We start from the raw sequence: 13,863 nt of genomic DNA, 5'->3' as shown, positions 1-13,863 counted from the left end.
TCGCGAAGGAGGCCGAGATGCGCCGCAAGGCCGCCCTGATCCTGCTCGCCCTCGCCGTGTTCTTCGCGGCGCTGTCCCCACTGCTGCGCTGGTACGCCTTCCCGCGCCTGGCCAAGATCCCGGCGAACGAGTACCAGACGATGGTCCTCGAGGCCAAGAACGCCACCCTCCTCGACTACGACGGCCTGGTCGCCCGCACGGTCCCCAAGGTCACCATCGTGCAGACCCTCAAGGGCAACGTGGAGGCCTCCGAGAAGATAGAGAAGACGGCAGGCCGGGACGTCGTCGTCTGGGACGGCCTGTCCTACATCCAGGGACCCGACGGCAAGATGGTCTCCAGGGTCCCCGAGCGCTACATCTTCGACGCCCACACACAGGAACCCGTGCACGCCACCGGCGAGTCCGTCGACGGCGACCCGGTCCGCCGCGAAGGCATCGAGTTCAAGTGGCCGTTCCTGACGGAGAAGCGGGACTACCAGTACTTCGACGCCCAGACCCGCACCACGGCCCCCATCCACTACAAGGGCACCCAGACCTTCCGCGGCCTGGAGGTCTACTACTTCGAGCAGACCGTCCCCTGGACCAAGGTCTCGATGCCCAAGACCTTGCCCGTCGCGGGCATCACCCCCGAGGACATCGCCAAGACCGGCACCACCCGCTGGTACACCACGGTCCGCAAGTTCTGGGTCGAACCCGTCACCGGAGCGCCCGTCAACGGCGAGGAGATCCACCAGGAGGAACTGCGCGGCGGCACCCTGCTCGCAGGCCGCGAGAAGGTCACCGCGTTCGCCGGCCACGTCAAGATGCGTGAGGACTACATCGAACACACCGTGTCCGTGGTCAAGTCCAACCGCAACCTGGTCCTGCTGCTGACGTCCTACCTGCCCTGGGGCTTCCTGACACTGGGCGTCCTGCTCCTGTTCCTCTCCCTCTACCTGGAGGCGCGCGCCCGCCGCCCACGGCAGCCGACGCCCGCCCGACCCGCCGCACCGCAGCCCGTCACCGCCTGAGCCGCGCATTGGTGAACCGCGTCGGCTCGGCGCCGGCCGGATCCTCGGGCCAGGGATGCTTCGGATACCGGCCGCGCAACTCCGCCCGCACCCCCTTGTAACCGTCCTTCCAGAACGAGGCCAGATCGGCGGTGACCGCCGCGGGCCGCCCGGCGGGGGACAGGAGATGCACCGTCACCGGCACACCCGCGACCCGGGGAGTCTCGGCCAGCCCGAACATCTCCTGCAGCTTCACCGCCAGCACCGGCCGATCGGGGTCGGCATAGTCGATCCGGATTCTGGAGCCGCTGGGAACGGCGATCCGCTCGGGCGCCAGCTCGTCCAGCCGGGCCGCCTCGCCGGAGGCCCACGGCAGCAGCCTGCCGAGCGCCTTTTCGGCATCGATCCGCCCCAGATCGCTGCGCCGCCGGGCCCGGCTCAGCTCGGGTTCCAGCCATTCCTCCACACGCGCGTGCAGCGACGCGTCCGAGACATCGGGCCACGGCTCCCCGAGACGGCGCCGCAGAAACGCGAGCCGCTGCCGCAGCACGCCCGCCTCGGGCGACCACCGCAGCAGCCGCAGCCCCTCCTTCTCCAGCCCGTCGAGCAGCGCACCGCGCACGAGCGCCGCGTCGGCGTTCCGCAGCGGACGCACCGTCAGCTCCACCGCCCCGAGCCGCTCCACCCGCCGCGCCACGACGTCCCCGTCGGCCCAGCGGACCTCGTCCCGCTCGTCGAGCAGGACACCGGCCGCGAGCCGGGCCGCCCCCTCGTCCACGACCGCCGCGAGCTGCACGCGCGCGTGCCCCTTGCCGACAGGCCGGTCGGCGACGGCGACGGCGAGCCAGGAGGCGCCGCGCAGATCGGTGCCCTCGCGGACCTCGGCCCGGGTACCGGAGACCATGAGGTACGAACCGCCGTCGGCCTTGGCGAGACGTTCGGGAAAAGCGAGGGCGGCGACGAGGCCCGTCGAGCCCTCGACGCTCCCTTCCCCCGGAAGGGAGCCACGGACAGGCGGGCGGGAACCGTCCGTGCCGACGACGGCCCGTAGTCGCCGGACCTCCGCACGCCACCGCCCGGAGTAGGCGTCACCCCCACGCCGCGCACTTCGCAGGGCAGCCGCGAGATCGTCCCCGTACTCCCGAGGAGCCTCCTCGCTCAGCAGCGCGATGACCTCCGCCGCCCGCTCCACCCCGACGACAGCGGCCCCGTCCAACAACGCCCGCCCCAGCCGGGGGTGCAGTCCGAGCCCGGCCAGCTGCAACCCCCGGGGCGTGGCCCTGCCGACGGAGTCCACCGCGCCGATCGCCGTCAGCACCGACCGCGCCGCCGCCATCGCCCCGCCCGGCGGCGGATCCAGCAACGCCAGCCCGGACGCCTCCGGATCGCCCCAGCAGGCCGCCTGGAGGGCGAACGCCGTCAGATCGGCCACTTTGATCTCAGGGGACGGGAACGGCGGCAGGCGGGCCCCCTCGGCCTCCGCCCAGCACCGGTACACCGCACCCGGCGCCTCCCGCCCGGCCCGCCCCGCCCGCTGCCGTCCCGCCGCCTGCGACGCCCGAACCGTCGTGAGCGCGCTCAGCCCGCGCGCGTGGTCCACCCGCGGCTCCCGTGCCAGCCCCGAGTCGACGACCACCCGCACCCCGGGAACCGTCAGCGAGGACTCCGCCACCGAAGTGGCCAGCACCACCCGGCGCCGCGCACCGGGCGCCAGCACCGCATCCTGCACGGCCGCCGGCGCCCGCCCGTGCACCTGAAGCACGTCCACCCCGGCCGGCACACCGAGCTGACCCGCGACCCGCGCGATCTCCCCGACGCCCGGCAGGAAGCACAGCACGTCCCCCGACCGCTCGGCCAGCGCCCGCCGCACCACCGACGCCACATGCGTCAACAGCGCGGGATCCACCCGCATCCCGTGCGGCGGCCGCACCGGACGCGCCGGCGGCGCATGCACCACCTCGACGTCGAAAGCGGCCGCCCGGGCCTCCACCACCGGCGCCCCGCCCAGCAGCCGCGCCCACCCGGCCGTGTCGGTCGTCGCCGAAGCGGCCACCAGCCACAGCTCCGGCCGCAGCGTCTCGCGCACGTCCCACAGGAACGCGGCCGACGTGTCCGCGTCCAGATGCCGCTCGTGGCACTCGTCCAGCATCACCACGTCGACGCCCGTCAGCTCCTGATCGCGCTGCAGCCGCTGCAACAGCACACCGGTCGTGACGACCTCCACACGCGTGTGCCGTCCGACGACCCGCTCCCCGCGCACGGTGAAACCGACGCTCTCCCCGGGCCGCTCGCCCAGCAGCCACGCCATCCGCCGGGCGGCCGCCCGCGCCGCGATCCGCCGCGGCTCGGCCACCACCACCCGCCGCGCGGACCCCTCGCCCAGCAGCCCGGCCAGCGCCAGCGGCACCAACGTCGTCTTGCCGGTGCCGGGCGGCGCGGCGAGGACGGCCGTCCCGTGCCCCTCCAGAGCCTCGGTCAGGGCGGGCAGCACAGCGCGCACGGGCAGGGCGTCCAGGGCGTCGTCACGGAGAATCACGCCCCCAGTGTCGTACGGCTCCCGGAGCCGCCCGGTGCTAGTCGCGCTCGCAGACGAAGACGGCCGTCCCCGGGATCAGGTTGCCGCGCAGCGGGGACCAGCCGCCCCACTCCGACGAGTTCCAGGCCGGCCACTCCGGCTCGACCAGGTCCACCAGCCGGAAGCCGCCCGCCACGATGTCGCGGACCCGGTCGCCGAGCGTGCGGTGATGCTCCACGTACACCGCGCGGCCCTGGTCGTCCTGCTCGACATAAGGAGTGCGGTCGAAGTAGGAAGAGGACACCGACAGGCCCTCGGGCCCCGGCTCGTCCGGGAACGCCCAGCGGATCGGATGGGTCGCGGAGAACACGAAACGGCCGCCCGGCCGCAGCACCCGCCGCACCTCCTTCAGGACCAGCACCGGATCGGCGACGAAGGGCAGCGCCCCGTACGCCGAGCAGGCCAGGTCGAAGGACGCGTCCGCGAAGGGCAGCGCGCCCGCGTCGGCGCACACCAGGGGGAACGCCCCGCCGATGCGCAGCGCGTGCTGGAGCTGGCGGTGGGAGAGGTCCAGGGCGACCGGCCGGGCGCCCTGCGCGGCCAGCCAGCGCGCGCACTGGGCCGCGCCGGCGCCGATCTCCAGGACCGACTTCCCCTTCAGTTCCTCCGGCGGGCCGAGCAGCTCGGCCTCCACCTCGTCCAGGCCCTCGGGACCCCACACGAAGCGGTCGTCGCCGAGGAAAGTGCCGTGCTCGATCTGGTATTCGTCCGCGTTGCGGTCCCACCAGCCCCGGTTGGCCCGGGAACTCTCTGCGACGTCGGCATCACGTCGGGTGGCTTCCGGCTCGAAGGCCGGCTCGGACGATCTGGGCTCTTGGATGATCGGCTCCCTCGTCGTACTCTTCCGTGCAACCCGCCCGACGGTGCCGCTCAGGTGTCACCGAAGGGGCTTCCTGCGGCCTGCGTGGCCTCAGGAGAAAGGTTTTGTGCCGGGTTTGCGGCGATCCGCCCCGGGTGTGCGCCTTCGTGCATTGACCCTGTCCGGCTGCCCCCGTATGCTACAAGTTGCGCTGCGGGCCTGCGCACCTCAGACCTAGCAGGCTGCGCTCGCATCTGTTGCATGTCCCCTCGGTTGTCGAGGCGTCACCACCAGTTCACTGGTGTGGCGCTTCCTTGGCTGTCCGGCTTCTTCAGAGCGACACGGGCTCCCGGCGTAGCAGTACCTACGACTTCAATGTCCGTACCGGAGCCCTTTCCCACATGACGAGCAGCACCGAGACCACCGCCACCACCCCGCAGGTTGCGGTCAACGACATCGGTAACGAGGAAGCATTCCTCGCCGCTATCGACGAGACGATCAAGTACTTCAACGATGGTGACATCGTCGACGGCGTCATCGTCAAGGTTGACCGGGACGAGGTTCTCCTCGACATCGGTTACAAGACCGAAGGTGTCATCCCGAGCCGCGAGCTCTCGATCAAGCACGACGTCGACCCGAACGAGGTCGTCAAGGTCGGCGACGAGATCGAAGCCCTTGTTCTCCAGAAGGAGGACAAGGAAGGCCGCCTGATCCTCTCGAAGAAGCGCGCCCAGTACGAGCGCGCCTGGGGCACCATCGAGAAGATCAAGGAAGAGGACGGCATCGTCACCGGTACCGTCATCGAGGTCGTCAAGGGTGGACTCATCCTCGACATCGGCCTCCGTGGCTTCCTGCCGGCTTCCCTCGTCGAGATGCGCCGCGTCCGCGACCTCCAGCCCTACGTGGGCAAGGAGCTCGAGGCGAAGATCATCGAGCTGGACAAGAACCGCAACAACGTGGTCCTGTCCCGCCGTGCCTGGCTGGAGCAGACCCAGAGCGAGGTCCGCCAGACCTTCCTCACGACCCTGCAGAAGGGCCAGGTCCGCTCCGGCGTCGTCTCCTCGATCGTCAACTTCGGTGCGTTCGTGGACCTCGGTGGCGTCGACGGTCTGGTCCACGTCTCCGAGCTCTCCTGGAAGCACATCGACCACCCGTCCGAGGTTGTCGAGGTCGGCCAGGAAGTCACCGTCGAGGTTCTCGACGTCGACATGGACCGCGAGCGTGTCTCCCTGTCGCTGAAGGCGACGCAGGAAGACCCGTGGCAGCAGTTCGCCCGCACCCACCAGATCGGCCAGGTCGTGCCCGGCAAGGTCACGAAGCTGGTTCCGTTCGGTGCGTTCGTCCGCGTGGACGAGGGCATCGAGGGTCTGGTCCACATCTCCGAGCTGGCCGAGCGCCACGTGGAGATCCCGGAGCAGGTCGTCCAGGTCAACGACGAGATCTTCGTCAAGGTCATCGACATCGACCTCGAGCGCCGTCGCATCAGCCTCTCGCTGAAGCAGGCCAACGAGTCCTTCGGTGCCGACCCGGCCTCGGTCGAGTTCGACCCGACCCTGTACGGCATGGCCGCGTCGTACGACGACCAGGGGAACTACATCTACCCCGAGGGCTTCGACCCCGAGACCAACGACTGGCTCGAGGGCTACGAGACCCAGCGCGAGGCCTGGGAGCACCAGTACGCCGAGGCGCAGACGCGCTTCGAGCAGCACCAGGCTCAGGTCATCAAGTCCCGCGAGGCCGACGAGGCCGCTGCGGCCGAGGGCGGCGAGGCTGCTGCTCCGGCTGCTGCCGGTGGCGGCGGCGGTTCGTACTCCTCCGAGGGTGCCGACACCTCCGGCGCGCTGGCCTCGGACGAGGCGCTCGCAGCGCTCCGCGAGAAGCTGGCCGGCGGCCAGAGCTGATCGCATGATCGCAAGCCGCTGATCTCCAGCAGCTGACTGAAGGCCCGCACCTTTCGAGGTGCGGGCCTTCAGCGTTGCCGTCGGCCGGCCCCGTCGCTGGTCCTGTCGCTGGTCCCGTCGGCCGCGGGCCGGTGGGGGGCCGGCGAGGGCCGGTCGCGCGCAGTTCCCCGCACCCCTCAAGGGAGTTGGGCTCGGCCGGCGCGTCATGAGAAGGCGCTGAGACTCGGCTGATCAAGGACGTCGGACGGGAATGCCCACGCCTCCACGCGCGTTGTGCAGTAGGAACACGAGGAGGAGCGGTCCAAGTGCTTGATCCGCAGGATTTGTACGCATGGGAGCCGAAAGGCCTGGCAGTCGTCGACATGGCGCTGGCACAGGAGTCGGCCGGCCTTGTCATGCTCTACCACTTCGACGGATACATCGACGCGGGCGAGACCGGCGACCAGATCGTCGACCGGCTGCTCGACTCGCTGCCCAACCAACTCGTCGCCCGCTTCGACCACGACCGGCTCGTGGACTACCGCGCCCGCCGCCCGCTGCTGACCTTCAAGCGTGACCGGTGGACCGAGTACGAAGAGCCGGCCATCGAGGTGCGGCTCGTGCAGGACACCACCGGCGCGCCCTTCCTGCTGCTCTCCGGCCCCGAGCCGGACGTCGAGTGGGAGCGCTTCGCCGTCGCCGTGAAGCAGATCGTGGAGCGGCTCGGCGTCCGCCTGTCGGTCACCTTCCACGGCATCCCCATGGGCGTCCCCCACACGCGGCCCGTCGGCCTCACCCCGCACGGCAACCGCACGGACCTCGTGCCCGGCCACCGCAGCCCCTTCGACGAGGCCCAGGTCCCCGGCAGCGCCGAGGCGCTCGTCGAGTACCGCCTCATGGAGGCCGGCCACGACGTCCTGGGCGTCGCCGCGCACGTCCCGCACTACATCGCGCGCTCTACGTACCCGGACGCGGCCCTGACCGTCCTGGAAGCGGTCACGGGGGCCACCGGCCTGGTCCTGCCGAGCATCGCGCACGCCCTGCGCACGGACGCGCACCGCACCCAGACCGAGATCGACCGCCAGATCCAGGAGGGCGACGAAGAGCTCACCTCCCTCGTCCAGGGCCTTGAACACCAGTACGACGCCGCCGCCGGGGCCGAGACCCGCGGCAACATGCTCGCCGAACCGGTCGACATCCCGTCGGCGGACGAGATCGGGCTGGAGTTCGAACGCTTCCTCGCAGAGCGAGAAGGCGAGGGCTGACCACCCCGGAACGGGTGGCCCAGGGGGCGGCGCGGAAAGGGCGGCGGGCCGCACCGGGTCCTGCGGCTCCTACGGATCCTGCGGGTCCTGCCGGTTCCAATGTCACCGGCAGGCCCTAAGCTTCCCGTCATGCTGAAGGTGGGCCTGACCGGCGGGATCGGCGCCGGCAAGAGCGAGGTGTCACGGCTGCTCGTCCGGTGCGGAGCCGTACTGATCGACGCGGACCGGATCGCCCGCGAGGTCGTCGCGCCGGGGACCCCGGGTCTCACGGCCGTCGTCGAGAACTTCGGCGAGGACGTACTCGCCCCGGACGGCAGCCTCGACCGCCCCCGGCTCGGCTCGATCGTCTTCGCCGACCCCGAGAAGCTGGCGCTCCTCAACTCGATCGTCCACCCCCTCGTCGGCGCCCGCTCCCACGAGCTGGAGACGGCCGCCCCCGAGGACTCCGTCGTCGTGCACGACGTCCCCCTCCTCACCGAGAACGGCCTCGCCGCCCTGTACGACCTCGTGATCGTCGTGGACGTCGACACCAAGACCCAGCTCGACCGGCTCGTCCGGCTGCGCGGCATGACGGAAGACGACGCACGCGCGCGCATGGCCGCCCAGGCGACGCGCGAGAAGCGCCGGGAGATCGCCGACATCGTGATCGACAACGACGTACCGCTGCCCGAACTGGAGCGGCGCGTGAAGGACGTGTGGTCCGACCTCGCGCGCAGAGCGCACGCGCCGCGCTAGGGCCGGTCCGGAGCCGCGCCAGGGCCGGTCCGGAATAGCGGTGCTCGCTCCGCGCGTTGAATCCACCGAGCCAGGGAAGGATTTTTCCGTGCCCGATACCGCAGGTTCGACCGGACGTACTCCGGAGACGCACGTCATCGACTTCCGTGCCGCCGAGCATCTGCTCGCCGCACGGGACCCGCGGGGCGCGGTGAAGTTGCTCGACCGAGTCATCGCCGCACACCCCGAGAACACCGCCGCCCGGCTGCTGCGCGCGCGTGCCTTCTTCGCCGCCGCTCAACTGCGGCCCGCCGAGCTGGAGTTCACCATCGTCCTGGAGCGGGAGCCGGACAACGCGTTCGCGCACTTCGCGCTCGCCCGCACCTACGAGCGGCAGGGCCGCGGCGACCAGGCCAAGCGCCACTTCCGGCTGGCCGCGGCACTGGACCCGAAACCGCAGTACCTGAAGGCCGCCCGCTTCGAGACCTGAGCCCGACCCCGACGGTCAGGGGTGACGGTGCTCCGGCGGCCGGTACGGCGGGATGTCGCGGCCCGGCTGATAGTGGGGGCCCTGCCGGATGTGCCGCAGGACCAGCGTCAGATCGACGGTGACCACCACCCACAGCATTCCGCACGCCGCCGCCCAGCCCGGGCGTCCCGCGAGCGCGAACGCCGCCGTCCCGAAGATCGCCCAGGCCAGTCCCCACAGGGTCAGCCACAGACGCATCCGCAGCGCACTGCGCGCTGTCGTCGGCTCACTGCCCGTACGCATCCCGATCACGGCTCCTACTCTGCAACGTACTCTCCGCCCCGGCCGTTCTCCAGAGACGCCCGGAGTTCTCACCTCCTACGGAGCTCGAACAGAGTGCGTTCCCTCGAACGAGTGAACTGGCGAGCGGTGGGAACGACCCCGCAAAGCCTGGCCGTTGGAATGGCATGAAGCGAAAAATGCGAGAGGGATACGAAGGAACCGGTCCCGGCGCGATCACGCCGGACGGCTGCGCGGTCGAGTTCTACTCGCGCCTGCCCGTGGGGAACGAGCCGGACGTCATCTCCGCGGCGGTGCCCGCAGGCGCGCACATCCTGGAGCTGGGCAGCGGCGCCGGGCGAGTGACCCACGCCCTGCTGGAGCGCGGGTTCACGGTCACGGCGGTGGACGAGTCCGCGGAGATGCTGGAGCGGGTCCGCGGGGCGCGCACGATATGCAGCCCGGTCGAGGATCTCGACCTGGAAGAGACGTTCGACGTGGTCATGCTCGCGTCGTTCCTCGTGCACAACGGCGACGTGGAGGTACGGCGACGGATGCTGCGCGCCTGCGCCCGGCATCTCGCGAAAGGCGGATGCGTGCTGATCCAACGGGAGGGAGAGGACTACCACACCGCGCTGCCGCGTGAGCGCGTCGACCCGAGCGGCTTCACCTTACGCATCAGCTCGGCCGGGCCGATCGAGGACGGCGTCCACTCCGTGCGCGCGGAGTACGAGTTCGCGGACGCGGTATGGACCCAGACCTTCCGGACCCGCCCCCTGACCAAGGAACAGTTCGAGGAGGCCCTGGCGGAAGCGGACCTGCGCGTGGACCGGTACCTGACAGAGGACCGGATCTGGGTGAGAGCGGTGCCGGTGGCGGAGTAGGCGCGGACAGGTCCTAGGCGGACGGTGCTTCGGAGAGGTCTCCGAAGAGGTGCCGGACCGTGGAGCGGTAGTTGGCCTGTACGTGCTGCAGGGCGTGGGCGCGGGCGCGGTCGGGGTCGCCGGAGGCGATGGCGTCGTAGAGCTCCTGGTGTTCGGTCAGGAGTTGGGGCCATTCCTCGTTGCGCCGGGTGAGCCATTGCAGGCGGCCGGCGACCGGCTCCATGACCGAGATGAGCAGGGCGTTCCCGGCCAGGGCGAGGAGGCGGTCATGGAAGCGGGTGTTGATGTCGGTGATCGCCTCCGCGTCCCCGGCCTCGGTGGCGCTCGCCGCGCTCGCCAGTAGTTCGCGCAGCTCGGCGAGGGTTTCAGGGGTCGCCCGGGTGGCGGCCAGTCCCGCCGCGTACACCTCCAACGCCTCGCGCAGTTCGAAGAGTTCCTTGACGTCCGTGGGGCTCAGGGGCCGGACGACGGTGCGGCGTGGGGTCTCGAAGTGGACGAAGCCCTCGGCGACCAGTGCCCGGATGGCTTCCCGGACGGGGACCCGGGAGACGCCGAACCGGTCGGCCAGCTCGCGCTCGACGAGCCGGTCCCCGGGGCGGAGCCGACCGGCGATGATCTCCTGCCGCAGGGTTCCGAGGACCCGCTCGCGCACCGCTCCGAGCGGTTCGATCTTCGTCATGGGCCCATCTTCGCCGATGCGGAGGGGCTTTTACGGAGCCGTAACGGGACGGACATCGGTCGGAATGCTTGACGGCGGGACTATGTCGGCAGTTTGGTATACCAAAAGACCCGGCCAGTAGTCCTCCTCCGTCCCCTTGCCCAAGGAGGCCCCGTGTCCCTCGCCGACAGCGCCGAAGCCACCGACGCCCCAGCGTTCGTCCCCGACCCCCGGCTCACCAACGAAGACCTCGCGCCCGCCGACAAGCGCACCTGGAAGGTCTTCGACCTCTTCGCCCTGTGGATGTCGGACGTCCACAACCTCGGCAACTACACCTTCGCCGCCGGCCTGCTCGTCCTCGGCATGAACGTCTGGCAGGTCTTCACCTCCCTTCTCGTCGGCTTCGTGCTCATCTACATCGGCATGAACTGGATGGGGAAGATCGGCCAGCGGCACGGCGTGCCCTTCCCGGTGGTCAGCCGCATCAGCTTCGGCGTCTGGGGCGCCAACATCCCGGCTCTCATCCGCGCCGTGATCGCCATCATGTGGTACGGCATCCAGACCTACCTCGCCTCCGTCGCCGTCAACGTGATGCTGCTGGCGGCCTGGCCGGGCCTGGAGTCCTGGACGCACAGCTCCTTCCTGGGCCTCGACGCGCTCGGCTGGCTCTCCTTCGTGTCCCTGTGGCTGATCCAGGCGCTGATCATCAGCCAGGGCATGGAGTCGGTGCGCAAGTTCCAGGACTTCTGCGGCCCGGCGATCTGGCTCGTGATGATCGCGCTGGCGATCTGGGTCCTGGCCAAGGCCGGCTGGACCATCTCGCTCACCAGCACCCCGCACCCCGTCTCCGTGGGCGAGCAGTGGCGGCAGTGGTTCGGCGCGATCGGCCTGATCCTCGCCACGTACGGCACGCTGATGCTGAACTTCTGCGACTTCTCCCGCTTCGCCCCCGACTACCGGACGGTCCGCCGCGGAAACTTCTGGGGCCTGCCGCTCAACTCGACGGCGTTCGTGGTCGTTTCCGTGATCGTCACCGCCGGCTCGCTGGAGGTGTTCGGCGAGGCCATCACCGACCCGGCGGAGCTGGTCGCCAAGGTCGGCAACACCTGGGTGCTGGTCCTGGGCGCGCTGACCTTCGCCGTGGCCACCATGGGCGTCAACATCGTCGCCAACTTCGTGTCCCCGGCGTACGACCTCGCCAACGTCTGGCCGCAGAAGATCACCTTCAGGGTGGGCGGCATGATCAGCACGGTCGCGGCCCTGGTGGTCACCCCGTGGAACCTGTTCTCCAACCCGACAGTCGTCAACTACTTCCTCGGCGGACTCGGCGCCTTCCTCGGACCGCTGTTCGGCGTGATCATGGTCGACTACTACTGGGTCAAGCGCGGCCGCGTCGATGTGAACGAGCTGTTCGACGCCACCCCCGGCTCCCGCTACTACTACCGCAAGGGCGTCAACCCCAAGGCTCTGTGGGCGTTCCTCCCCTCGGCCGCGGTCGCGGCGGTGCTCGCGCTGGTGAAGACGTTCAGCGATGTGGCTCCCTACTCCTGGTTCATCGGGACGGCCCTCGGCGCCGGCCTCTATCTGCTGCTGTGCCGCAGCGAGCGGACGGCAGGGTCCGTGGCCGCCGTCGAGAAGCCCGCGGAGGTCTGAGCAGCGTGCGCAGTGAGCGGAACGTGCGGATCGTCGTCACCAACTGCAACACCACGCGGGAGATGACCGAGGAGATCGTGCGAGGTGCCCGGGCCGCGGCAGGCCCGGGCACCGCCGTGAGCGGGCTGACCCCCGGGTGGGGGCCCGAGTCCGCGGAGGGCTGGCTCGACAGCTACCTCTCCGCGGCGGCCGTCATGGACGCGCTGCGGACCTACGACGGACCGGCCTACGACGCCGTCGTCATGGCCGGCTTCGGCGAGCACGGACGCGAGGGCGTACGCGAGCTGGTGGACGTGCCCGTCGTCGACATCACCGAGGCCGCGGCGCATCTGGCCTGTCTGCTGGGGCGCCGGTACGGGGTCGTGACCACGCTGGAGCGCTCCTGCGGCCAGATCGAGGACAGCCTGGAGCTGGCCGGAGTGGGCCGCAACTGCGCAGCCGTCGTGGGCACCGGGCTGGGCGTTCTCGACCTGGCCGACGCCGACCGCACGGAGACGGCCTTCCTGGCGGCCGCCGAACGGGCCCGGAAGGCGGGGGCCGAGGTGCTGGTGCTGGGATGCGCCGGGATGACGGGACTGCAGCGCATGGTGGGGGACAAGCTGGGCCTTCCGGTGGTGGACGGGGTGGCGGCCGCGGTGAAGCTGGCGGAGGCGCTCGTGGGGCTGGGGTTGAGGACGAGCCGGGTGGGCAGCTTTGCGAAGCCGGTGCCGAAGCGGAGGATCTGGCGGGCGTAGTGGCGCGCGGGGTCGCTCGATCGGTTGAACCACTGCGATCACGGGCGATCACGGGCGACCAAGGATGATCAAGGGGACTCTCCGCGGCCGTGGACCCGTGGGGCCGGTGCCCGTGGGACAGGCGCCCGCGGGGCGCATTCCTTCAGGAATTCCTCGCTGCGCTCGGCCGCTTCGACCCGCTCGACGCGATAGAGGCGCAGCTGGGGTGCGGCCCGCGCGCGTGGATCGATGCTGAGCCGGTCCGGCGGCCCCAGCAGCCGGTGCACCAGCGCGCCGGTCCAGCCCCGCATCCGCAGCCCCGCCAGCGACACATACCGCCGTCCGTCCTCCACGTACCTGTCCAAGATCTGCTCCCCCCGACGCACTCCGGTCGTGACGCTCTGTGACGACACCTCCCATTGAAGCGCGCACCACTGACAATCGCCTCGCGCCGGAAACCGTTGGACAACGCCCGCCCCCGTTGACCACGCTTTCTTCCATGCGGAGCAGGAGCAAGCACCTCGGTCGTTTCACGGCGGCGGACTTCTTAGGGGCCACGCCGGAAGTCCCGGTGGGCCCCCGGAGGTCTGCCATGTCCCGAACCGTCCATCACGTCCGCCCACGACACCGCCTCCACCCTGCTCACCGGCCGTACACACTCGCCGGCACGATCGTCGGTCACCGTCTCGGCGACCTTCGATACAGCGCACAGGAACTGACCCGTGCACGTCGTGAGCGGCGTCGCCCGGTCCCGGACCCGCTGGTGCACACCTTTCGCGCCCACACCTACCCCCGGAGCCTGAACGAGAAGGTCGACGGCCCGTACGAGTCCCGGGCGCGCGCCGCACTGTCGGTGTTCCGTTCGACCGCCCGCAACCGCCTTCGCGCGGCCCCGCCCGGCGCGCTCCTCTCCGTGGCCGAGGAACTGGACCACCCGCCGACCCGCCACCGCCACGGGAACCTGTGGGACTTCTGAACCGGAGTA

General features: G+C 70.6%; 14 protein-coding genes. 9 read left to right on the top strand and 5 right to left on the bottom strand.

Going from position 1 to position 13,863, the window contains the following annotated elements:
* Positions 1 to 17: 17 nt before the first annotated feature.
* On the top strand, positions 18 to 1,010 hold the full coding sequence (locus ACWD4O_RS06020) for a DUF3068 domain-containing protein (RefSeq protein ID WP_451277863.1): 993 nt from the start codon (positions 18 to 20) through the stop codon (positions 1,008 to 1,010).
* Here the strand turns inward: ACWD4O_RS06020 and hrpB are convergent.
* Entirely contained in the window at positions 1,000 to 3,522 is a 2,523-nt protein-coding gene (gene hrpB / locus ACWD4O_RS06015) for an ATP-dependent helicase HrpB (protein ID WP_451278511.1), read from the bottom strand. The genes ACWD4O_RS06020 and hrpB overlap by 11 nt on opposite strands.
* A 40-nt stretch (positions 3,523 to 3,562) precedes the next feature.
* Positions 3,563 to 4,387, bottom strand: a complete 825-nt coding sequence (locus ACWD4O_RS06010; protein WP_451278509.1) for a class I SAM-dependent methyltransferase — start codon at positions 4,385 to 4,387, stop codon at positions 3,563 to 3,565.
* Between the two features lie 377 nt (positions 4,388 to 4,764).
* On the opposite strand from ACWD4O_RS06010, the gene rpsA reads away from it, so the two are divergent.
* The 4 genes from rpsA (at position 4,765) to ACWD4O_RS05990 (ending at position 8,712) form a co-directional block, all read left to right on the top strand.
* On the top strand, positions 4,765 to 6,264 hold the full coding sequence (rpsA, locus tag ACWD4O_RS06005; RefSeq protein WP_351915846.1) for a 30S ribosomal protein S1: 1,500 nt from the start codon (positions 4,765 to 4,767) through the stop codon (positions 6,262 to 6,264).
* A 305-nt stretch (positions 6,265 to 6,569) separates the two neighbouring features.
* Entirely contained in the window at positions 6,570 to 7,508 is a 939-nt protein-coding gene (locus ACWD4O_RS06000; protein WP_451277860.1) for a PAC2 family protein, read from the top strand.
* 129 nt (positions 7,509 to 7,637) lie between these two features.
* Complete coding sequence (coaE, locus tag ACWD4O_RS05995; protein WP_451277858.1) at positions 7,638 to 8,243, top strand: dephospho-CoA kinase; 606 nt, start codon at positions 7,638 to 7,640, stop codon at positions 8,241 to 8,243.
* 88 nt (positions 8,244 to 8,331) lie between these two features.
* Complete coding sequence (locus ACWD4O_RS05990; protein ID WP_450951698.1) at positions 8,332 to 8,712, top strand: tetratricopeptide repeat protein; 381 nt, start codon at positions 8,332 to 8,334, stop codon at positions 8,710 to 8,712.
* A gap of 15 nt (positions 8,713 to 8,727) precedes the next feature.
* Here ACWD4O_RS05990 and ACWD4O_RS05985 read toward each other — a convergent pair whose 3' ends face one another.
* Complete coding sequence (locus tag ACWD4O_RS05985; RefSeq protein WP_351915838.1) at positions 8,728 to 8,994, bottom strand: DUF6343 family protein; 267 nt, start codon at positions 8,992 to 8,994, stop codon at positions 8,728 to 8,730.
* Positions 8,995 to 9,170: 176 nt separating this feature from the next.
* Between ACWD4O_RS05985 and ACWD4O_RS05980 the strand changes: the two genes are divergently transcribed.
* Complete coding sequence (locus ACWD4O_RS05980) at positions 9,171 to 9,854, top strand: class I SAM-dependent methyltransferase (RefSeq protein ID WP_451277856.1); 684 nt, start codon at positions 9,171 to 9,173, stop codon at positions 9,852 to 9,854.
* Between the two features lie 13 nt (positions 9,855 to 9,867).
* Here ACWD4O_RS05980 and ACWD4O_RS05975 read toward each other — a convergent pair whose 3' ends face one another.
* A complete protein-coding gene (locus ACWD4O_RS05975) occupies positions 9,868 to 10,533 on the bottom strand; it encodes a GntR family transcriptional regulator (protein WP_451277854.1) in 666 nt (221 codons plus the stop codon).
* A 153-nt stretch (positions 10,534 to 10,686) separates the two neighbouring features.
* Between ACWD4O_RS05975 and ACWD4O_RS05970 the strand changes: the two genes are divergently transcribed.
* Both ACWD4O_RS05970 and ACWD4O_RS05965 read left to right on the top strand, forming a co-directional pair.
* Positions 10,687 to 12,165 (top strand): NCS1 family nucleobase:cation symporter-1, encoded by a 1,479-nt coding sequence (locus tag ACWD4O_RS05970; RefSeq protein ID WP_451277852.1) that lies wholly within the window; start codon positions 10,687 to 10,689, stop codon positions 12,163 to 12,165.
* 23 nt (positions 12,166 to 12,188) lie between these two features.
* Positions 12,189 to 12,899: an aspartate/glutamate racemase family protein gene (locus ACWD4O_RS05965; protein WP_451278507.1), complete on the top strand. Its 711-nt coding sequence runs from the start codon at positions 12,189 to 12,191 to the stop codon at positions 12,897 to 12,899.
* Between the two features lie 68 nt (positions 12,900 to 12,967).
* On the opposite strand, the gene ACWD4O_RS05960 is transcribed toward ACWD4O_RS05965, so the two are convergent.
* Complete coding sequence (locus ACWD4O_RS05960; RefSeq protein WP_451277850.1) at positions 12,968 to 13,243, bottom strand: hypothetical protein; 276 nt, start codon at positions 13,241 to 13,243, stop codon at positions 12,968 to 12,970.
* A 227-nt stretch (positions 13,244 to 13,470) separates the two neighbouring features.
* On the opposite strand from ACWD4O_RS05960, the gene ACWD4O_RS05955 reads away from it, so the two are divergent.
* Positions 13,471 to 13,854, top strand: a complete 384-nt coding sequence (locus ACWD4O_RS05955; protein ID WP_451277848.1) for a hypothetical protein — start codon at positions 13,471 to 13,473, stop codon at positions 13,852 to 13,854.
* The last annotated feature ends 9 nt before the right edge of the window (positions 13,855 to 13,863 follow it).

The sequence above is a fragment of the Streptomyces sp. NPDC002623 genome (genome assembly GCF_053592635.1).
Note: the sequence above shows the minus strand (reverse complement) of the source record. Positions and strands in the feature narration are given on the sequence as shown.

Excerpts from the sequence above, each read along its gene's own strand:
- ACWD4O_RS06020 (WP_451277863.1), top strand. The coding sequence starts at position 18 with ATGCGCCGCAAGGCCGCCCTGATCCTGCTCGCCCTCGCCGTGTTCTTC.
- ACWD4O_RS05975 (WP_451277854.1), bottom strand. The coding sequence starts at position 10,533 with ATGACGAAGATCGAACCGCTCGGAGCGGTGCGCGAGCGGGTCCTCGGA.
- coaE (WP_451277858.1), top strand. The coding sequence starts at position 7,638 with ATGCTGAAGGTGGGCCTGACCGGCGGGATCGGCGCCGGCAAGAGCGAG.
- rpsA (WP_351915846.1), top strand. The coding sequence starts at position 4,765 with ATGACGAGCAGCACCGAGACCACCGCCACCACCCCGCAGGTTGCGGTC.
- ACWD4O_RS05985 (WP_351915838.1), bottom strand. The coding sequence starts at position 8,994 with ATGCGTACGGGCAGTGAGCCGACGACAGCGCGCAGTGCGCTGCGGATG.
- ACWD4O_RS05980 (WP_451277856.1), top strand. The coding sequence starts at position 9,171 with ATGCGAGAGGGATACGAAGGAACCGGTCCCGGCGCGATCACGCCGGAC.
- ACWD4O_RS05955 (WP_451277848.1), top strand. The coding sequence starts at position 13,471 with ATGTCCCGAACCGTCCATCACGTCCGCCCACGACACCGCCTCCACCCT.